The sequence below is a fragment of the Microcystis aeruginosa LEGE 91341 genome (assembly GCF_015206885.1).
GTDB lineage: Bacteria > Cyanobacteriota > Cyanobacteriia > Cyanobacteriales > Microcystaceae > Microcystis > Microcystis aeruginosa_H.
Genome location: NZ_JADEXY010000021.1, coordinates 1 through 20776, shown reverse-complemented (window position 1 = coordinate 20776; position 20776 = coordinate 1). Strand labels below are relative to the sequence as shown.

The following is a 20776-nucleotide window of genomic DNA, read 5'->3' as shown; positions in this document are numbered from 1 at the left end:
TTTTTGCCTTTTGCATGAGTAGAAAACGGGTTTCTCCGAGAAACCCGTTTTCTGAGCGTTAATATCGCCAAAAAATCTCCCCTTTTTACTGGAAATAAAAAGGGGAGAAAATATTAGATAGTGTTAGGATTCAGTCATCCATTCCGTATGGAAAAACTCACCTCTGGGTTTATCGGTACGTTCATAGGTATGAGCGCCAAAATAATCCCGTTGTGCTTGGGTGAGATTTTGCGGTAAATTAGCCCGACGATAACTATCAAAATAGTCCAAAGAAGAACTAAAAGCCGGGACAGGAATTCCCAACTTATTAGCTAAGACTAACACCTCACGCCATGCCTCTTGGCGATCGAGGATACTTTGCTTAAATTCCGGCGCTAACAACAAATTCGGCAGGCCCGGATTTTCCGCAAAAGCTTTGCGAATTTTATCCAAGAAACCGGCCCGAATAATACAGCCGCCCTTCCAAATCCGGGCTGATTCCGGCAGACTGATATTATAGTTAAACTCCTGAGAAGCTTTAGCGATTAAAGCCATACCTTGAGCATAGGAACACATTTTCGAGCAGTAAAGAGCATCACGCACCTTATCCACAAATAGTGCCGCATCCCCCAGATAGGTTTCCCCAGGTCCGGGTAACTCTTTGGCGGCAGCCACCCGTTCATCCTTATAAGCGGACATCACGCGAGCATTAACCGCAGCATAAATGGTCGGAATTGGCACCCCCAACTCCAAGGAACTTAACACTGTCCAGCGTCCGGTTCCCTTTTGTCCCGCCGAATCCAAGATTAAATCTATCAGATGATGACCGGTTTCTGGGTCAACACACTTAAAGATATCGGCGGTAATTTCAATTAAATAAGAATTAAGCTCATCGGTGCGGTTCCACTCGGCGAAAGTTTCCTGTAACTGCTGATTACTTAGTCCTAGACCATTTTTCAGCACATCGTAGGCTTCCGCAATTAACTGCATATCGCCGTACTCGATGCCATTGTGAACCATTTTCACATAATGGCCCGCACCACCAGATCCCACATAGGTGACACAGGGACCATCATCGACTTGGGCGGCAATTTTGGTTAAAATCGGCTCTAATTCCCGATAGGCGAACTCTGTACCCCCCGGCATCAGGGAAGGACCGTGCAGAGCGCCTTCTTCGCCACCACTGACTCCCATGCCGACAAAACCCAGTTTAGTGGTCGATTCTAGGTCGCGGGTGCGTCTTTCCGTGTCCTCGTAGAGGGAGTTACCGCCATCGATAATCATATCTCCTTCTTCGAGAAGGGGTTTTAATTGTTCGATCACGGCATCCACCGGCGGGCCAGCTTTTACCATGACCAGAATTTTGCGGGGACGCTCTAAAATTTGGACGAATTCTTCTAAACTATAGGCCGCCTTGACATCTTTGCCGACGGCGCGAGTTTCCATAAATTCTTTAGTTTTGCTGGCGGTGCGATTGTAAACAGCAATGGGAAAACCCCGACTCTCCACATTGAGAGCGAGATTTTCTCCCATGACAGCTAGTCCGATAACACCGAAGGTACGTTTAGTCATAGAAATTCAGTCTCAGCTGATGCGTTCTTCTTCCCCTTTTAGCGCCTACTTTCCCTAAGATAGCTAAACTTTCCCTATTTCTTAAGCCTTGACCAATCAGTGATCAGTGATCAGTAATCAGTAATCAGTAATCAGATTTGGGTTTTCAGTGACCAGCATTAAGTGAGGAGTGTTACAGCGTTTCTCCTCAAGATGAAGTGTAACCTAAGTAGATAGGTATTAAAAACTTTCAGATCCCCCCGCCTATCGGCACCCCCCTTATCAAGGGGGGCAGGGGGGATCGAACCTAAAATCCATTTTTAATTTAATTATAACCAGCTACTTAATTTGGTATCATCCCCGAACGACTGGCTACTGTTGCCTGTTCCCTAAAACCAGAGACTTCCTACCTCACCATTAAGATAACTGCTATGAATGGCATTCACTGATGACTGAAAAACCCCCAAGCGCAGAAAAATTAATGGTAATGTTAAATTAAATTAAGAAAATCCTCATTCTTGTTATATGCAGTTAACTTGGCTTGATAGTAATTCTTGGTTAATCGAAATCGGGGGAAAACGCCTGCTTCTCGATCCTTGGTTGGTAGGTTCCCTGACTTTTGGTAATTTAACTTGGCTATTTGAGGGTAAAAAAACCGCTAATCATGCCATTCCCGAACATATCGATCTGATTCTTCTCTCCCAAGGTTTGGAAGATCACGCTCATCCTCCCACTTTACAGGTACTCGATCGCCAAATTCCCGTGGTAGCCTCTCCAAATGCCGAAAAAGTGGTTCGAGCGCTCAATTATACCCATCGCATCCCTTTAACCCACGGTGCTAGTTATATCTTTGACAATGCGATCAAAATTACTGCTGTCCCCGGTTCTCCAGTCGGGCCGACTCTGGTGGAAAATGGTTATGTTATCAAGGAATTAGCGACAAATCAGAGTATCTACTACGAACCCCACGGTTATCATTCTCCTAGCCTCGATTCTCTCGGTAAAATCTCCGTGATTATCACTCCTTTGATTGACTTAAAAATACCTTTCCTCGGACCAGTAATCAAAGGACAAGAAAGCGCCTTAGCAGTCTGTCAACGCTTGCAGCCTCAATATATTATTTCTACGGCTGCCGGTGGTGATATCGAGTTTAAAGGATTATTGATGGCGGTGTTAAGTGCTGGGGGTAGTCCCGAATCTTTTCAAGAATTATTAACATCCCATGACTTGCCGACAAAGGTAATTGATCCTCGTCCCTGGCAACCTTTTACGGTGGAATTAGGCGAGTGCGTTCCGGGTTTGAGCTAATCTAAGTTAAGGGAAGAATAGAAAAAAGTTAAAACTTTCTTCCCGATTTTTATCTAAAACAGTAGAATTTTTGTTATAAGCAGATAGGTATTAAAAACTTTCAGATCCCCCCGCCTATCGGCACCCCCCTTATCAAGGGGGGCAGGGGGGATCGAACCTAAAATCCATTTCTAATTTAATTATAACCAGCTACTTATCTTTGCTGACTACAGATGACATTAATTGTTTGAAAAAACTGGCTCTCTTGAATATTGGATGTAAAATGGGTAAAACCCCACACCCCACACCCCACACCCTACCCCTAGGAAAAACTTTTTGCCGCAAACCCTAATTAAAAGTGGCTCTTCTCTGCTAAATTGTCTATGAATCAGTTGCCCTTATTTTCTCAATCAAAATCAGTGCGAGACTTTTATCAACCTGATGCCGAAATAATTCTTTATCAAGGAGATAGCAATAATTTTATCAAGACTATACCAGATAATTCTGTGAGCTTGATTATTACTTCTCCTCCCTACAATTTAGGAAAAGACTACGAAAAAAAAATCTCTTTGGATACTTATCTGGAAACCCAAACCAAAATTCTGCAAGAATTCTCTAGGATATTGCAAGATAATGGTAGTATTTGCTGGCAGGTGGGAAATTTCGTTCAAGAGGGAGAAGTTTATCCTTTAGATATTTTTTATTATCAGCTATTTAAACAAATGGGTTTCTTTTTAAGAAATAGAATTGTCTGGCATTTTGGCCATGGATTACATACCTCTAAAAGATTTTCTGGCAGGTATGAAACTATTTTGTGGTTGACAAAAACCGATAAATATACCTTTAATCTTGATCCAGTGAGAATCCCCGCTAAATACCCCGGTAAGCGTCATTTTAAAGGTAAAAATATCGGTAAACCCTCTGGTAATCCTTTAGGGAAAAATCCCAGCGATGTTTGGGAGTTTTTGGCACAAGAATGGGATGAGTTACTGTGGGATATTCCTAACGTTAAATCTAATCATCCAGAGAAAACTATCCATCCTTGTCAATATCCAATCGAATTAGTAGAAAGATGTGTTTTAGCCTTGACAAATGAGGGGGATTGGGTTTTCGATCCTTTTGCTGGAGTCGGAACTTCTCTGATTGCTAGTATTATGCACAATCGTCGAGTGATGGGGAGTGAAAAAGAAGCAGAATATGTGAAAATTGCCAAGGAAAGAATCGCCGCTTATTTACAAGGAAATCTCAAAATTCGTCCTTTAGGAAAACCTATTCATCAGCCTAATGGTAAGGAAAAAGTTGCTCAAATTCCCGAAGAATGGCACAATAATATATAGGAAGTAACACTGAATCTCCCCCCCAGGTAGATGGATTTATGAATCCATCTACTATGAGTTGATGCTAAATCTGGTTATTAAAAACTGATTATTTATTCCCCCTGTTGCCTTTTGCATGAGTAGAAAACGGGTTTCTCCGAGAAACCCGTTTTCTGTGCGTTACTCAACGGATTTAGTATAACCCATCCTACAATAATTGATGGTTCTTCCGAACTTACGCTGTAGAAAATTCCCCAAGCTCCCTCTCTGTCCAGCAATGCTCTAAAGTTGATAAATATCAATCTAACAAAAACTCAAAGCCTTGCTGTACAAGCTTTACAAGCATGAGTTGTTAATAGTTTTGCATGACAAATTCGGTAGAGCCTAATTGATCAATTTTTTGTCACCATTTTTAGAGAAAACTTTGCAGAATTGTGGCGGTTTCTTGTCCGGTTTTTTCCCAACTAAAAAGCTCGGCGCGTTGGCGACTCAAGGATTTTAATTTTAGACGTAATTGTTCATCAGTAGCGATTTGCTGCATTGCCTCCCTCATCTCATCAATGCTATAGGGATTAATTAAAATTGCCGCATCTCCTGTGACTTCTGGGAGAGAGGAAAGATTAGAAGTAATTACAGGAGTTCCACAGGCGATCGCTTCTAGTACAGGTAATCCGAAACCTTCCCAAAGAGAGGGATAAACTAAAGCAGTTGCTTGGTTTAAAAGTTGCGGCAATTCTTCATAGGAAACATAGTTTAAAAATTGCACTCGTTGAGAGATTGATAATGCTTCTACCTGTTCCTGTAGAGCCGGGGTAAAACGGGGGTCAAATTGACCGACAATTAATAATTGATATTCGGGATCGATTTGGGAAAAAGCAGTAATTAAACGAGCGAGATTTTTATGAGGATCATAACGACCAAGATAGAGAAAATAGGGACGAGTCGCCAGATTTAGCGGACGAAAATTATGAGAATCATATCCAGAAAGAATCACGGTTATTTTGTCAAGAGGTATGTTAAAAAACTTATTAATATCGGAGGCAGTTGCTTGGGAAACAGCGATAATATGTGTAGCTTTTTTCAGGACTTGGGGTAAATAGTATTTATTATAAAAAGTCAGAGGGGAAAATTTCGGAAATCGTAGGGGAATTAAATCATGGACTGTGACAATATAGCGGCAATTTTCATAAATAGGCGCTTCGGGAATGGGTGTAAATAGCAGGGAAGACTTTAATCGTTGATAGGTTTGATGGAGTTGGGTTTCTGTCCAAATTAAGCGCCTAATATTGCCTTTAGTTCCCTGTTCTTGGGTGAGGTTTGCCGACACAGGATAGGTGTTAAAATCTGGGTAACTATTAGAAGTGATTAGGGTAGGATTTAAGTTAGCTAATTGAGGAATGAGATTTTTAGTATAGGTAGTCAACCCAGTATATTTAGTACCGAGAAAAGCGAGATTGATTAATAATTGATGATTTCTATTCATAGATATTAGCTAGTTAAGTAGGTAGGTGTTAAAAGTTGTCAGACACCCCCCTTATCAAGGGGGGATTAAGGGGGGATCAGCACCCCCCTTATCAAGGGGGGATCAGAGGCAAAATCTATCTTCAATTTAATTATAAATACTTACTTATTATAAAAGAGAACGATAAGCTTTTATGGTAGCTTGTGCGGTTTTTTGCCAAGAGAATTTTACTGCTTGTTTTTTTCCTTTAGTGATTAATTCTTGACGGAGAGAGGTATCACTAATCACCTGATAGATTGCTGCGGCAATTTCTAGGGGATTATCGGGATTAATTAATATTGCCGAGTCTCCCGTGACTTCCGGTAAGGATGCAGTATTAGCAGTTACCACAGGACAACCTAAAGTCATCGCTTCTAAAACCGGTAATCCAAAACCTTCATAAAAAGAAGGATAGACAAAAACATCGGCTTTTTGATAATAATCCGCAACTAAGTCATCAGCAAGATAATCAAGATGTTGGATGCTATCTCGAAAGGGAGACTGAGATATTTTATCGAAAATTGGTTGATACTTCCATCCTTTTTTGCCAATCAGAATCAGATTATGGTCTAATTTATACCTGTCCTTGAGATAGTTAAAAGCGGTGATAAGATTAATAATATTTTTTCGTGGTTCTAGGGTACTAACAAAGAGTAAATAGGGTTTAGTGATAGTTAGAGATGAGGGAGAATTGGGGAGGGAAGAATAACGACTTGCGAGGGGAGTAACAAAAATTTTCTCTGGGGTTACATCTAAATATTCGATAATATCTCGTTTGGTACTTGCGGAGTTAGCAATAATTAAATCTGTCCATTGTAGAGATTGTTTAATCCGTTGGGTGTAGGTTTTGACAATCCCCGTGACAAACTCAGGATATTTAATAAAAGTAACATCATGAATAGTCATAACTTTGCGACTCTGACGACAAGGATACACCACATGATCCAATCCGTGGAGAATATCGGGAAAATCAAGAAAGTTTTCTAGATAGGGAATTAGAGGATTAGGAAATCGGGTTAAGATATTGCTAAGACTGACGGGAATTGGTAAACATTTAACCTCTGGATAGGATTGCAGTTTTTCAGGAATAGAAAGATTACCCCGCAGCCAGTTTTTTACCGATGGTTGAAAACAGAGGGACAGGGAAAAGTTTTCTTGATTTTGTAATTTAGCTAATTCGGCAATCAGGTGATAAGCATATAATCCAATTCCACTAGGATTTTGTCTTATCGGTGTACCATCAACTAAAATTTTAAGCATTTGCGGTTAGATGAGATTGACGGGATAGATATTTTAAAAATTACACATTTAATTGTCAATTTTGCTCGGTTAGGACAAGATTAAAATCGGCAATAAACTCCCCCCTAATGGTTAATCTTACCCTATAACGTCCCTAAATAGCAGCCTTTTTTGGCTAGGTTACGGCGAATACTTATATTTATCGGGCAATTTTTTCGATTATTGTCCCCTCACCCACCCTGCGACTAGGATTGTCAACGGGTACTTATAAGCTATGAATCTCCTTGACGAGAAACGCTATAATTAGTTCTAATTATGTAAGAATGGCTTCCCCGTACTTGTGGTGATCGGAAAAAGTTATCTCAGGGATGAAGTAGTCCCCCAGAGAAAAACTAATATCTGGTAATGCCGAAAAATCTTGATTAACTAATGTTTTCACTATGTTTAATCCCTTAGTATCTTTTAAATCCCTAGAAGGCCATGAAGGTGAGGTTAAATGTCTAACTTTTTCCCAAGATGGTAAACTTTTGGCTAGTGGAGATAACGAGTTAACTGTTATTGTTTGGGATTGGCAAAAAAATCAAAAGTTTATTTTACAAGGACATGAAAAAGCTGGTTGGTGGGATAAGGGAGTTAACTCTGTTGCTTTTAGTCCCTGTCAAGGATTTTTGGTTAGTGGAGGAGATGATCAAACCGTAAGAATTTGGTCACTGGAAACTAAAGAATTAATCTCTACCTTAACGGGACACCAAGACAAAGTTACAGCAGTAGCTGTTCATCCCGATGGGGAAATTATTGCTAGTGGTAGTGAAGATAAAACGGTGAAAATATGGTCAGTAAAAACTGGAGAAATTCTAGCCACTTTACAAGGTCATAGCGATAAAGTTCTAACAGTTAAATTTAGTCAAAATGGTCAACTTTTAGCCAGTGGTGGCGGCGAAAATGACAAAACGGTAATTATCTGGAATCTGGGAGAAAAAAGCAGTATTACCTTAAAAGGTCATTCCGATTGGTTTGGAGGTATTTTATCGGTAGATTTCGGCAGTAATAACAAATTTTTAGCCAGTGGCAGCAAAGATAAAACCATTAAAATCTGGGATATTAAAAGAGGTACAGAGGTAAAAACTCTCAGCGAACATAGTGATCATATCAATTCAGTTAGTGTTAGTCCTAATAATCAACTATTAGCCAGTGGTAGTGATGATAAAAGATTAAAATTATGGGATTTAAAAGCAGGAAAAGCCATTATTTCTATTCCCCATCCCCAAAAAATCTATTCCGTTTGTTTTAGTCCTGATGGTAATTATATCGCTACGGCCTGCCAAGATAAAATCATTAGAGTTTATGGCACTTCCGAACTACAATCTTTAGCAAGTTGAACAATCTTTGAGCGCACCGGATGCTTATCGGTGTCTAATTATCTACTAGAGATCGCTGCCGGTTTGTTCCTCTCGGAAGTAAAGCTGATATAATTGACAGCTAGGCTGGGCTAGATCGCCTTTTAGCTGAATTAAACCCATACTTTCCAGTTTATAGGCAGTAATCGGTTCTAATCGCGCTCCCTTATCGGAAGAATTAACCACTTCCCCCATCGCTGTCAATAATTCCGGCTGTTTTTGCAGATTATCCCAGTGATGACGCAGGTGTGCCGCATAAATTCCGCCTTGGGTAGCAGCATTAGGGAGAATATTTTTTTCCCCGCGCACCCGCGCTTCCAGGGCCAAACGGCTAAGATAGGGATGACCAGCAACTAGAGCGATTAAATCCCCGATAAAACGCTGATTATCCTCATTTTTAGGCAATCCGTAGCTACTAGCCAAGTTTTCCAGTTGTTCGAGGCTAAAACCGGGTAATTTAATCCCGCGGCCGACATTAAAGGGAGATTGATTAGCGTCCAATTGAATATAGATTTCCGTGGAATTAGCAATCGCTAACCGCAAATTCTGCCAGATTTCCAAATTATTAGCTTCTTCGTGCCAACAGCGCAAAAGCGGCAGAAAATCCCTAGCGATGTCCGGATACTCGAAAATTCTGTCTAAATTATCTAGGGCCAAAAAAACAGGCCCGTTAATCTGTTCCAAAAGATAGGACTGAAAATAGGTTTGACAACTGATTAAACTGCCAAATAGTTCCTCATCCCAATATTCATCTAATTGAGGCTTTAAACCCAACTCTCGGCTGACATTTGCCGAAAACCAGCGACAAAACCGGTCTAAACTGGCAAACATCGCCTTTTCTGCCACTTGACAATTAATATAAACTGTGCTATGTCCCCAACTATCTGCCTGAGCGAGCAGATGTTTAAGGAGAGAAGTTTTACCAGTCTTTTCAGGGGATTTAATGCGAATCAGTGACCCCGGACGATTAATTTCTTGATAACAGTCGCTTTCGACGGGAGGGCGGCTAATATAAGTATCTATAACTGATTTTTCTGCTAGTATCGGGGCGGGTTGATTTTTCCATTGAGGATATTTGATATCTTTGAACCATTCTCGGAGGATTTGGAACTTACCCGGCCCTTTACTACCTAATTCGAGTTCAGGACAGCCATTATCTTTATCTGCCGAGAAATAGCTATAGATTTTAGTCATTTGTTTTTTATAGGTTTCATGGCTGGCAGCCTCGGCCATTTCCCAAATTTCCTCATCCGGTTTGCGCCAATTTTCGTAGGCAAAACGAACCAAAAAAATTTCCTTTAATTTGCCTTGAACACCGTATTCTCTAGCTAGATGTTTGAGAAACTCGTCCCATCCCTGTGGTTTCATCCCGTTCTACTTTATTCTACTTATTTCCCTTTTTTTCCATGTTAACCCCTTTTTCCCTCTTAGCAATGGGACTGACATCCGAGCGGGAAAACCCTATGGTAAAAATAGGTCAATTACCTGATGGTGTCTAAGGGAGTAAAACCATGAAAATCTCGTTAACCTTGTTTGTTGTGGCCTCCTTGCTGTTAGGTTCAATTCCTCACACTTTAGCGGTTAATAGTCAAGATAACCATTTTGACCGTTCCTCTTCGCCGCTAATTTTACAAAACCGTGACTGTAAGGGTGATAAGGACGATAATTGCAATTAGTCCTGATTATCTCGGTTAAGGTTGTTAGTCTATATCCCGCACCGATGAAAAAATCGTGGTCGGGATTTTTTTTATGAAGTCGCCTGTAATTCCTCTAAACGTGCTAAAACTTCGGCACTGTGAATGGCAGGATTTACCCCTAAATAAATCTCTTTTAAAATCCCATCGGGATCGATAAGATAGGTATGACGCAGGGAAACATAACCCATCCAAGAACCATAAGCTTTACTAACATCTCCAGTAGTATCTGCTAGTAAGGGAAATTTTAAACCCTCCGAGTCACAAAATTCCGCATGAGAATCGACATCATCGGCACTTACCCCTAAAACTTGCGTATTTTTAGCCATATATTTCGGCAAATCCTGCTGAAAACGCCGCGCTTCTAGGGTACAGCCGGGGGTAAAATCCTTGGGATAAAAATACAAAACTACCCATTTACCCCGATAGTCCGATAGGGAAATATTCCCTTCTCCCGTGTTAGTCGGTAGGGTAAAATCGGGTGCAGGTTGATTTAAAGGGGGTTGGGGACCACCTAAAGCGTTAGCATCGGGAATAAAGGCAAAAAATGCCAGAATTACTGCAATTAAAAAACTCAACAGTTGACGACGAGACATAATCAGTTATCAGTTATCAGTTATCAGTTATCAGTTTCTTGGTGTGATAAGTTTAACCTAATACGGGAGCGATCGATCTTTGTGTCCTTTCCCTCGTTCCTGTCACACCAGAAAAATCAACTGTCACCCTAGCTTAATATTCTTTACATAACTTGACAAGGAAAGGGCGAGGTAAAGGGGGAAAATAGATCGAGCTTGTCTTCATCTGCCTAACGATCATGTCTATTGTCACCCTTAACCCCCTTCAATCCCATCAAGATTTAGTCATCGATCCAGCCAAAATCACGGGATTACGGGGAAAAATCACTATCCCCGGCGATAAATCCATATCCCATCGTTCCCTGATGTTAGGAGCGATCGCCGAAGGAGAAACCGTTATTCATGGGTTATTATTGGGCGAAGATCCCCGCAGTACCGCTAGTTGTTTTCGTGCCATGGGTGTGGAAATTTCCCAACTCAACAGCGAGAAAGTGATCGTCAAAGGTAGGGGTTTAGGCAATCTTGAGGAACCCTTAGAAATCCTCGATGCGGGCAATTCCGGCACGACGATCCGCTTAATGTTAGGATTATTGGCCGGTCATCAGGACCGTTTTTTTGTCGTTACCGGTGATGCTTCCCTGCGATCGCGTCCCATGTCCAGGGTGGTGAAACCCCTCAAGGAAATGGGGGCGCAAATTTGGGGCAGAAAAGCCAATTCTTTGGCTCCTTTAGCCGTTTCTGGGGAATATCTGCAACCGATCCACTACTATTCTCCCGTCGCTTCTGCACAGGTGAAATCCTGTCTTCTTCTCGCAGGACTGTTAACCGAGGGGAAAACCACGATCACGGAACCCGCTTTATCTCGTGATCACAGTGAACGGATGCTGCGCGCTTTTGGGGCAAATATTGAGGTGGATGGGGAGACTAATAGCGTCACGGTGACGGGTTATCCCACTTTAACCGGACAAACAGTGATCGTCCCCGGGGATATCAGTTCGGCAGCTTTTTGGTTGGTAGCAGGGGCAATCGTGCCTAATTCCGAGTTATTAATCGAAAATGTGGGAATAAACCCGACTAGAACTGGAGTTTTACAGGTTTTACAGGCAATGGGAGCAGATATCACCCTCGAAAATCAACGGGTGGTGACGGGGGAACCGGTGGCGGATCTGCGGGTGAAATCCAGTCAACTACAGGCAACCACGATCGCCGGTGAGATTATACCCCGTCTGATCGATGAAATTCCGATTTTGGCAGTAGCGGCGGTTTTTGCCCAAGGAACGACAATTATTAAGGATGCCGAGGAATTACGGGTGAAGGAAAGCGATCGCCTGACGGTGATGGCCACCCAACTCGATCGCCTAGGCGCAAAAGTAACGGAATTACCCGATGGTTTAGAGATTACCGGCGGTACAGGCCTATTTGGCACGGAAGTGGACAGTTTTACCGATCATCGCATTGCCATGAGTCTAGCGATCGCTGCCCTCAATTCCCGTCAACCCACCACTATCCATCGCGCTGAAGCGGCCGGCATTTCCTACCCCGATTTCTTTACCACCTTAAAGCAAATTTGTCAAGAGTAGAAATATTAAGTTTTTCTGCGAGTGGGCGATGGGTAACTGGTACATTTTCAGAAATACCGAAAATCAGCAATTATCAGTGACTCTTAAATGACGACAAATGTATCAGCAGCTGCCTGTAAGCATCCCACCGAAAAACTAATGCGCTCCGGGGTTTGGGGGGTAGAAACCCCCAAAGGCTGGGATTGAGTGGTAAAATCGAAAGCAATGACCAATTTTAGAAGATAGTTTCCCTTTAAAAATCCCAACTCAGTAGATTGACAAAAATGAGATGCAGCCTTTAAATACGTCTTAGCTTAAATCTTCTGATAGTTTTAAAATTGACAGCGTACTGGGCCACCTGTGTGATAATCAAGTTCATCGATCAAAATAGCGGAAAATAGAAGCGTCCCTCATTCAAATTTCCCTGAAAAATATCTCCCTATCTACCCCACTCCCGTCTTCTCTTCCCCACTAATAATGGAAATCATCGCCCAATTAGAGAAAGTTTCCTATATTTATCCCGAATCCTCCAATCTAGTGCTTAAAAATATCTCTTTAGCAATTCATCGAGGCGAATTTTTAGGTATTATCGGACCCACAGGTGCGGGAAAAACTACTCTCTGTTTAACTCTTAACGGTATTGTTCCCCAATTTTACGGAGGGCGTTTTTTTGGTTATGCAACAGTAGCCGGTTTAGACACTTTAACCCATCCCGTTAGCACCTTGGCCCGCTATGTGGGGGCAGTATTTGAAGATCCCGAAACACAACTTTTAGCCACTTCGATAGAAAATGAAATCGCTTTTACCCTAGAAAATTTACGGCTACCGCGAGAGGAAATTAAAGCGCGTATTCCCAAAGTTTTAGCGGCAGTCCGGTTAGAAGGAATGGAAAAAAAATCCCCGGGGGAACTATCGGGAGGACAAAAACAACGATTAGCGATCGCCGCTGCTCTGGCAGTTCAGCCCGCTTTGTTAATTCTCGATGAACCTACCTCCCAACTGGATCCAGTGGGATCCCAGGAAGTTTTCGCCACCATTAAGGAATTAAATCGCCATCTCGGGGTCACCATTGTGATGGTCTCCCACGCAGCCGAGGAAATGGCCGAATATGCCGATCGCCTGGTACTATTAAGGGAGGGTGCGATCGAAGCTATGGGAACCCCAGCAGAGATCTACTCCCAAGTACAACGTTTACAGGAAAATGCCCTGCGTCCCCCGCAGGTGGCCACTACTTTTGCCTTGATCGAGCAGAAAATCGGGGCGCTCGAGTCGATTCCTGTCACCCTAGACCGCAGTTTTGCCCGTTTAAACGAGCTTAAATCCTTTTACCATCAAATCACCCCCACCCCTCCCTTATCGTCGGTTTCTGACGCACTAAACCCCATACTGAGCGTTCAAAATCTCTGCCATACCTACCCCGATGGTACTACCGCCTTGCGGGATGTGTCCCTCGATATTGCCGAAGGGGAATATCTGCTGATTATCGGTCAAAATGGCGCAGGAAAAAGCACTTTAGTCAAGCATTTTCTCAATCTTCTCTCGGCGACCAGCGGTCAAGTTATGATTGACGGACGTTCGATTACTAGCTTTTCTGTCAGTGATTTAGCCCGATCGATCGGTTATGTAGCCCAAAATCCCGATAATCAGATTTTTAACACCACTGTGGAGAAAGAAGTATCATTTGCCCTGACTAATCTCGGTTATTCTCCAGAAATCGTCACTCAACGCACGGAAGCAAGTCTAGAAGCCATGGGATTGCTAGAATATCGCTCCTATCATCCTCTCTCCTTACCGAAAGGCGATCGAGCGCGGGTAGTGATTGCGGCAATTTTAGCCATGGAACCGCGTATAGTGGTCTTTGATGAACCCACCACCGGCCAAGATTACCAAGGGGCTAAGGCAATTTTAGAGGTGAGTCGTCAATTACACCAGATGGGCAAAACCGTGATTGTGATCACCCATCACCTCTATTTAATGCCAGAATACGCCGAAAGAGTAATTATTATGGGTCAAGGAACTATCCTTTTAGATGCCCCAATCCGGCAAGCTTATCATCAAACCGATCTCTTAGCCAAAACCTATCTAACTCCACCCCAAGCAGTTTTATTAGCACAAAAATTAGGACAACTTTCCGGTTATCCTAATTCCCTTTTAACTCCCCAAGAAATTGCCGATTGTTTTCAGAGGATTTAGCCTTGAGGCTATCTAGGGTTTGCTGAATAATGGTAAAACCCTTTTAAAATAAGGCTTTTGACCTGTTAAAATCCGATGTTCATGCTGCGAAAATAGGATTGGGATATTCAAAAACCTTGCATTATCATTCTTTGAGTACAGAAACTGGTACAAAAAAAGAGAACAACAAAGCCTGAAACGACCGACTCCTGACTCCTGACTCCTGACTCCTGACTCCTTGACTCCTGACTCCTAACCCCACCAACAAACTTTTTGCTGCAAACCCTATTTAACTGTTTCTAAAATCAACTTCGATCGCTTAACATTATCAGGTACAGGAATCGGATAATCGCCATTAAAACAAGCAGTACAGAAGGTTTTCGGATCTTCTTTTGTTGCTGTTAACATTCCATCGTGACTGAGATAAGCTAAACTATCCACCCCGATTTGTGCCTGAATTTCTGCCACCGATTTAGTTGCCGCAATTAATTGCTCTTGATTGTCCGTATCAATACCATAAAAACAAGGATGAGTCACCGGAGGTGAAGATATTCTCATGTGAACTTCTCTTGCTCCGGCATCGCGTAAAGCTTTAACTAATTTCCGGCTAGTGGTTCCCCGCACAATCGAATCATCAACAATAATAACTCTTTTTCCCTGTAAAACATCCTTTAAAGGATTCAATTTCATCTTAATTCCCGACTCTCTCATGTGTTGGGTTGGTTGAATAAAAGTCCGTCCCACATAACGATTTTTAATCAATCCTTCCGCGTAGGGAATATCAGAAATGCGCGAAAATCCGATCGCCGCTGGAATACCTGAATCGGGAACTCCCATCACCATATCTGCTTCTACCGGCGACTCTTTAGCTAATTGTTCCCCCAAACGTACCCGATAAGTATATAAAGATTCCTCGTGAACAATGCTATCGGGACGGGCAAAATAAATCATCTCAAAAACGCATAATTTTTTCTCCGGTTTTATGGCCCAATCCACCGAAGATAAGCCATCTTCACTAATCCAAACTAATTCCCCCGGCTGCACATCCCGCAGATAATCGGCCCCGATAATATCTAATCCGCAGGTTTCCGAAGCTAAAACATAACGGGGGGGATTGCCTTCTTCTTGCAAAACCCCAATTACTAACGGTCTGACACCATTGGGATCCCGCGCCCCGATAATTCCCGTCGGTGTGCCAATAACAAGGCTGTAAGCCCCGCTACAATAGCTAAAGGCATCGATCGCCGCTTCTATCCAATCCTTGCCACTATCCACTTCCTGGCCGATAGCGACGGCGATCATTTCCGAGTCGGTGGTGGTGACGAGATCACAACCGCGCTTTTCTAATACATTTCTTAACTCAAAAGTATTGACTAAATTGCCGTTATGTGCTAGGGAAAGTTTACCTAAACGGGTTTCGATCACAGCAGGTTGGGCATTGGCGCGACGGCTAGAACCGGTGGTAGAGTAACGAGTATGACCGACGGCGTGGGTACCGGGCAAGGTTTTAAGGACAGTTTCGTTAAAAACTTGGGAAACTAAGCCCATTTCCTTGTAACAATGCACCGTTTCCCCGTCGTAGGTGGCAATACCTGCCGATTCCTGTCCTCGGTGTTGCAGGGCATAGAGTCCGAAATAGGTCAGTTTTGCTACTTCTTCCTCGGGAGCATAGAGTCCAAAAACTCCACAGGCTTCTTCAGGCTTATCGACGCGGTTCAAGAATAGGGATGAGTCGGGATGGCTAGACATGAGAGGACTGGGGCTTGGGGCTACTTTTGATACAAAATCTTAACTTATCTTAATCTCTTTTTAACACTTTCTTCTATGGCGATTTGAGAACAGTTATTAGGTGTTGGATTTTGGGGTTTTGGGATTTTGGGATTTTGGGATTTTGGGATTTTGGGGTGTTAGGGTTTTGGGGTTTTGGGGTTTTGGGATTTTGGGATTTTGGGATTTTGGGATTTTGGGATTTTGGGGTGTTAGGGTTTTGGGGTTTTGGGGTGTTAGGGTTTTGGGGTGTTAGGGTTTTGGGGTGTTAGGGTGATGAGACAACTTCCCCACTACCCCACTTCATAATTCATAATTCCCCATTTCCCCATTTCCCCATTTCCCCACTCCTGACTCCTTCCCTAAAGTCTTCTTTCGATCGCTTTTGACCAAACTTGCTGTATAGTTTCTAGACTAACATCGATCGCTGGTTGTTTATTCCGGTCAAGAATCAAAAGATTATCGCTTTTTTCGCTAACTTTGCCAGTTATTTGCCAATAGTCTCCCAATTGTGTTTTTAGGTATTCTTCCCAATCTTGCTGATTTTCGGGGGAAACGGAGACGATAATGCAACTAGCTAATTCCCCGAATAACACCGCGTCAAAACGTCCCTGATGCTGCCAAGAAAGGTCAATTTCTGCCCCTAATTGGCCACTAATACAGCATTCTGCCAGAGCAGTGGCTAAACCTCCCTCCGCGCAATCATGGGCAGATTTCAGCCAACCGGCGCGAATTCCCCGACGACAGGCCGCTTGTACCTTTCTTTCTAATTCAAAATCAATCACTGGTGGTTTTCCCGTCACCAAACCGTGAATAACGGCTAAATATTCCGATGCGCCGATAGTTGGCAAGGAAAACCCCAAAATATAGATTAAATCCCCCGCTTTTTGCCAACCTTGGCCGCAAATTTGCTCGATATCCGGCACTAATCCCACCATCCCAATCACGGGAGTGGGATAAATAGACTGGGGGCTGCCAGCTGCATCAACGGTTTCGTTGTACAAAGAGACATTACCCCCAGTCACCGGTGTATTCATTTCCCGACAAGCTTCGGCAATACCCTGACAAGCAGTGGCTAATTGCCAATAACCGATTGAATTCTCTGGACTTCCGAAATTGAGATTATCCGTGACAGCAATGGGGTCAGCACCAACACAACTAAGGTTTCTGGCCGCTTCTGCCACGGCCAACTTAGCTCCGTTATAGGGATCAAGATAAACGTATCGCGGATTACAATCTGTAGTCGCCGCTACACCTCGCCGAGAATTTGCGGGATTAGCACCCAGAGGACGCACGCGAATCACAGCCGCATCGGCTCCCCCGGGGAGAATAACGGTGTTATTCTGGACTTGATGATCATATTGACGATAAATCCAGCGTTTTGAGGCAATCGAGGGACTATCCAGTAGTTTTAATAAAATCTCGTTATAGGATTCGGGAATAGGAATCGTGCTATCTTCCCATAATTGAGCTTTTTGGGCGTATTCTGGCGGTTCTGCCAGTAATTCCCGATGATAGATAGGAGTATTATCCGCTAGGGCCGTGGCAGGAATTTCGGCGGCAATTTCCCCTTTAAATAATATACGGACGATCGGTTCTGCAATTACCTCGCCAGCGACCACAGCCTGAAGTCCCCAACGTTGGAAAATCTCGATTAATTCGCCTTCTCGTCCCGATTCCGCCACAAATAACATTCTTTCTTGGGATTCCGATAGCAGATATTCGTAGGGAACCATCCCAGTTTCCCGGACGGGGATTTTATCCAGGTCTAATTCAATTCCCACCCCTCCCTTGGCCGCCATCTCGGAGGTAGAACAGGTGATCCCCGCAGCCCCCATATCCTGGGCCGCCACCACCGCGCCGGTCTTAAATGCCTCTAAACAAGCTTCTATCAGGGATTTTTCCAGAAAAGGGTCGCCCACTTGCACCGCGGGCCGGTCATCCATAGATTTATCGGTTAATTCGGCACTGGCAAAACTTGCCCCTCCCATACCGTCCCGGCCGGTGGTAGAACCAACGTATAAAACCGGGTTTCCTAGGCCTTTTGCCCCAGATTTAACGATTTCCTCGGTTTCCATTAGCCCTAAAGCCATGGCATTAACAAGGGGATTGCCATTGTAGGCATTATCAAAGTATATCTCACCGCCCACCGTGGGAACGCCCACACTATTGCCATAATGACTTATTCCTTCCACGACTCCGGCAAAAATGCGACGATTGCGGGCATCTTGCAAGTTACCAAAACGGAGAGAGTTGAGGATAGCAATGGGACGGGCCCCCATGGTAAAAATATCCCGCAGGATGCCTCCGACTCCGGTAGCGGCACCTTGGAAAGGTTCCACCGCAGAAGGATGATTATGGGACTCGATTTTAAAGGCTAATCGCAATCCATCGCCTAAATCCACTACTCCGGCATTTTCTCCTGGTCCGACGAGAATTTTTTCGCCAGTGGTGGGGAATTGTTTAAGCAGCGGCCGGGAGTTTTTATAACAGCAGTGTTCCGACCACATCACGCCAAACATTCCTAATTCGGCTTTGTTGGGGTGTCTTCCCAGTCTTTTGACTATTTCTTCGTATTCTTCGGGTTTGATGCCTTCTGAGGCAATTTCTGCGGCAGTGAAGGGGGTAGTCATGGGACAATGCGATCGAGGGACAATACTTATTGTATAACGTCTGATGAGGCGGATTAGCTTGTCATGCTCTTTTTTTCTGCTTGAGATTTTAGGTTCGACGGCAACTCCTTGATTTTTTTTGAGTTACTCTTTGACAATTAAGACAGTCGCTACGAGGCTCTAGGCTTATTGACAAATAAAAATCAATTCAGGGTAATTTTAGGCTAATCTGCGACTTACCGACTTATAATAAAAATGTTCTTCCCAAAGAAGTTGTAGCTAACTGCTTAACTGAATCTGCTGGGATGCTATCACAGAATAGAAGACTACATCTATTCATTGCTGAGGCAGAACTAAGTTTAACCGCTCTTTTTTCACTACTTCTATCGCTTTTAGTCCAAAAAATTAGGCGTTTTCGGTTTACCATAGTCAAAGTATGCTTTCTAGACCGATGACTTTGACTAAAACCCCCGTGAGCAGAAACCGTCGTTTTTCCCTACGCAATCTCTTTGAGACTTGCATGGCCCTGTTGGTGTTATGTAATTATATTCTGGTTATTTTCGATTTAACCTATATTCCCCTGCGAGATTTTTGGTTACAGGGACGCTTGCAAATAACCTTATTAAGATTTAATGAACCAATACAACTCGGGCCGATTGCCTTTCAAGAATTACAAATACCTCCCGACAAACCCCTAGAAATTCCCTTTGTTAAAGGAATCGCTAATTATGATGTGGTGAAAGGAATTAAACCCTATCGCAGTACCAGTGAATATTTAGAGACGGTTGATAAACTCAATGAAATAATTAATCAAAAGGTCTTTAACCCAGAGTTTAATCTGCAAGAATATCGCCAAGAGATTGAGAAAATTTTAGCAAATTTACGCCAAAAAAGTGTCGATATGATCGATAATAATCCCTTTGCCTCGGCGGAGAAAACTGGGACTTTAGAGAAGATTAAAAATAAAATGCGCTTGCGGGTTTTTAAAACGGAAAATGTTTCTGCAAAAGCAGCCTTTCAGAAGTTTTGGACTTGGGATTATCTTAGTCAAAATGGCTGGGAAAAAGAGTTGAAATTTTTCAATCAAGAAATTCAACCTTTAATAGAAACTAATTATTTTCGTCCCCTAGGAGAAGATGGGAGACCGATAGATAACTTTGAGGCGATCGATTTTTTATTTGGTATCGTCTTTTTCTGGGAATTTATGCTGAGAACTTGGTGGATTGCTCGCACTCATAAAGGTCTGCGTTGGCGCGAGGCTATGTTATGGCGATGGTACGATATTTTTCTGTTTATTCCTATCTGGAGATGGTTACGATTTATTCCTACCGTTATTCGCCTAGATCAAGTTAAAATTATTAACTTAAGGGTGATTAAAGAGCAGGCAGTTAAAGGCTTAGTTGCGCTAATTTCTAAAGATATTACTGAGATAATATTCCTGAGAATCATTAATCAAATACAGGAATATATTCGACGGGGACAAGTGGAGAAATTTCTTGATCGATCCCTTAATGGCGGCTATAATAATCTCAATGATACTAATGAAGTTATCGAAATTTTTCGGTTAGTAGTTAATAGCACCGTTGACAAGGTTTTACCGCAAGTTAAACCAGAAGCAGAAGCTTTAATTAAATACAATATCGAGAAAATTCTCAGTCAAACTCCCGCTTATCAAAGCTTATTGGGATTACCCGGCATGAAAGGGTTAAAAACTGACTTAAGCAATCGCCTATCTAGTCAATTGTATCAATCCTTTGTTAATATAGCTGAAAAGATTACCCAGGAAGACGAAGTTTTTGAGCGTTTATTACAGCAATTAGTCCAACGTTTCGGGCAATCTCTCGCCGGGGAATTACAATCCCGTCACAGTCTAGAAAGAATCGAGATGTTATTAATTATATTCCTAGAAGAAGTCAAATTAAACTATGTACAAGAATTCTCGGATGAAGACTTAGAAACTATCCTCGAACAAACTCGCTTACTCCACTCTAAAAGTGCAGAAATTACCCCAGGAGAAACCATGAATTCTCGTCGTCTTCCCTAAAAATTAAGTAGCTGGTCATAATTAAATTAAAAATGGATTTTAGGTTCGATCCCCCCTGCCCCCCTTGATAAGGGGGGCAGGGG

General features: G+C 42.8%; 14 protein-coding genes. 7 read left to right on the top strand and 7 right to left on the bottom strand.

Annotated elements, in window-relative coordinates:
• Nucleotides 1–123 precede the first annotated feature (123 nt).
• Nucleotides 124–1551, bottom strand: a complete 1428-nt coding sequence (gnd, locus tag IQ234_RS05330) for a decarboxylating NADP(+)-dependent phosphogluconate dehydrogenase (protein ID WP_193956316.1) — start codon at nt 1549–1551, stop codon at nt 124–126.
• A gap of 504 nt (nt 1552–2055) precedes the next feature.
• On the opposite strand from gnd, the gene IQ234_RS05325 reads away from it, so the two are divergent.
• Nucleotides 2056–2838, top strand: coding sequence for an MBL fold metallo-hydrolase (locus IQ234_RS05325; RefSeq protein ID WP_193956315.1), 783 nt, complete (start codon nt 2056–2058; stop codon nt 2836–2838).
• A 362-nt stretch (nt 2839–3200) separates the two neighbouring features.
• A complete protein-coding gene (locus IQ234_RS05320; protein ID WP_193956314.1) occupies nt 3201–4154 on the top strand; it encodes a DNA-methyltransferase in 954 nt (317 codons plus the stop codon).
• A gap of 391 nt (nt 4155–4545) precedes the next feature.
• Here the strand turns inward: IQ234_RS05320 and IQ234_RS05315 are convergent, their stop codons facing one another.
• Together IQ234_RS05315 and IQ234_RS05310 are read right to left on the bottom strand one after the other, a co-directional pair.
• Entirely contained in the window at nt 4546–5616 is a 1071-nt protein-coding gene (locus IQ234_RS05315) for a glycosyltransferase family 4 protein (protein ID WP_193956313.1), read from the bottom strand.
• A gap of 147 nt (nt 5617–5763) precedes the next feature.
• The gene (locus IQ234_RS05310) at nt 5764–6894 is read right to left on the bottom strand and encodes a glycosyltransferase family 4 protein (protein WP_193956312.1); all 1131 of its coding nucleotides are present in this window, start codon (nt 6892–6894) and stop codon (nt 5764–5766) included.
• 419 nt (nt 6895–7313) lie between these two features.
• Between IQ234_RS05310 and IQ234_RS05305 the strand changes: the two genes are divergently transcribed.
• Nucleotides 7314–8252 (top strand): WD40 repeat domain-containing protein, encoded by a 939-nt coding sequence (locus IQ234_RS05305; protein WP_193956311.1) that lies wholly within the window; start codon nt 7314–7316, stop codon nt 8250–8252.
• A 45-nt stretch (nt 8253–8297) separates the two neighbouring features.
• On the opposite strand, the gene IQ234_RS05300 is transcribed toward IQ234_RS05305, so the two are convergent.
• Nucleotides 8298–9638: an AAA-like domain-containing protein gene (locus IQ234_RS05300; protein ID WP_193956310.1), complete on the bottom strand. Its 1341-nt coding sequence runs from the start codon at nt 9636–9638 to the stop codon at nt 8298–8300.
• A 143-nt stretch (nt 9639–9781) separates the two neighbouring features.
• Here IQ234_RS05300 and IQ234_RS05295 point away from each other — a divergent pair, with 143 nt between their 5' ends.
• Entirely contained in the window at nt 9782–9946 is a 165-nt protein-coding gene (locus tag IQ234_RS05295) for a hypothetical protein (RefSeq protein WP_002766271.1), read from the top strand.
• A gap of 71 nt (nt 9947–10017) precedes the next feature.
• Here the strand turns inward: IQ234_RS05295 and IQ234_RS05290 are convergent, their stop codons facing one another.
• Nucleotides 10018–10560, bottom strand: a complete 543-nt coding sequence (locus tag IQ234_RS05290) for a peroxiredoxin (RefSeq protein WP_002766273.1) — start codon at nt 10558–10560, stop codon at nt 10018–10020.
• A gap of 218 nt (nt 10561–10778) precedes the next feature.
• Here IQ234_RS05290 and aroA point away from each other — a divergent pair, with 218 nt between their 5' ends.
• On the top strand, nt 10779–12119 hold the full coding sequence (gene aroA, locus IQ234_RS05285) for a 3-phosphoshikimate 1-carboxyvinyltransferase (protein WP_193956309.1): 1341 nt from the start codon (nt 10779–10781) through the stop codon (nt 12117–12119).
• A gap of 456 nt (nt 12120–12575) precedes the next feature.
• The gene (locus tag IQ234_RS05280) at nt 12576–14291 is read left to right on the top strand and encodes an ABC transporter ATP-binding protein (RefSeq protein WP_193956308.1); all 1716 of its coding nucleotides are present in this window, start codon (nt 12576–12578) and stop codon (nt 14289–14291) included.
• A 264-nt stretch (nt 14292–14555) separates the two neighbouring features.
• Here the strand turns inward: IQ234_RS05280 and purF are convergent, their stop codons facing one another.
• Both purF and purL read right to left on the bottom strand, forming a co-directional pair.
• Complete coding sequence (purF, locus tag IQ234_RS05275; protein ID WP_072927349.1) at nt 14556–16019, bottom strand: amidophosphoribosyltransferase; 1464 nt, start codon at nt 16017–16019, stop codon at nt 14556–14558.
• Nucleotides 16020–16399: 380 nt separating this feature from the next.
• Nucleotides 16400–18670, bottom strand: a complete 2271-nt coding sequence (gene purL, locus IQ234_RS05270; protein WP_193956307.1) for a phosphoribosylformylglycinamidine synthase subunit PurL — start codon at nt 18668–18670, stop codon at nt 16400–16402.
• Nucleotides 18671–19100: 430 nt separating this feature from the next.
• On the opposite strand from purL, the gene IQ234_RS05265 reads away from it, so the two are divergent.
• The gene (locus IQ234_RS05265) at nt 19101–20693 is read left to right on the top strand and encodes a hypothetical protein (RefSeq protein WP_193956306.1); all 1593 of its coding nucleotides are present in this window, start codon (nt 19101–19103) and stop codon (nt 20691–20693) included.
• Nucleotides 20694–20776: the final 83 nt, after the last annotated feature.

Bases quoted from the DNA above. Each gene is read 5' to 3' on its own strand.
- purL (WP_193956307.1), bottom strand. From the start codon at position 18,670: ATGACTACCCCCTTCACTGCCGCAGAAATTGCCTCAGAAGGCATCAAA.
- IQ234_RS05325 (WP_193956315.1), top strand. From the start codon at position 2,056: ATGCAGTTAACTTGGCTTGATAGTAATTCTTGGTTAATCGAAATCGGG.
- IQ234_RS05300 (WP_193956310.1), bottom strand. From the start codon at position 9,638: ATGAAACCACAGGGATGGGACGAGTTTCTCAAACATCTAGCTAGAGAA.
- purF (WP_072927349.1), bottom strand. From the start codon at position 16,019: ATGTCTAGCCATCCCGACTCATCCCTATTCTTGAACCGCGTCGATAAG.
- IQ234_RS05265 (WP_193956306.1), top strand. From the start codon at position 19,101: ATGACTTTGACTAAAACCCCCGTGAGCAGAAACCGTCGTTTTTCCCTA.
- aroA (WP_193956309.1), top strand. From the start codon at position 10,779: ATGTCTATTGTCACCCTTAACCCCCTTCAATCCCATCAAGATTTAGTC.
- IQ234_RS05295 (WP_002766271.1), top strand. From the start codon at position 9,782: ATGAAAATCTCGTTAACCTTGTTTGTTGTGGCCTCCTTGCTGTTAGGT.
- IQ234_RS05290 (WP_002766273.1), bottom strand. From the start codon at position 10,560: ATGTCTCGTCGTCAACTGTTGAGTTTTTTAATTGCAGTAATTCTGGCA.
- IQ234_RS05280 (WP_193956308.1), top strand. From the start codon at position 12,576: ATGGAAATCATCGCCCAATTAGAGAAAGTTTCCTATATTTATCCCGAA.
- IQ234_RS05315 (WP_193956313.1), bottom strand. From the start codon at position 5,616: ATGAATAGAAATCATCAATTATTAATCAATCTCGCTTTTCTCGGTACT.
- IQ234_RS05310 (WP_193956312.1), bottom strand. From the start codon at position 6,894: ATGCTTAAAATTTTAGTTGATGGTACACCGATAAGACAAAATCCTAGT.
- gnd (WP_193956316.1), bottom strand. From the start codon at position 1,551: ATGACTAAACGTACCTTCGGTGTTATCGGACTAGCTGTCATGGGAGAA.
- IQ234_RS05320 (WP_193956314.1), top strand. From the start codon at position 3,201: ATGAATCAGTTGCCCTTATTTTCTCAATCAAAATCAGTGCGAGACTTT.
- IQ234_RS05305 (WP_193956311.1), top strand. From the start codon at position 7,314: ATGTTTAATCCCTTAGTATCTTTTAAATCCCTAGAAGGCCATGAAGGT.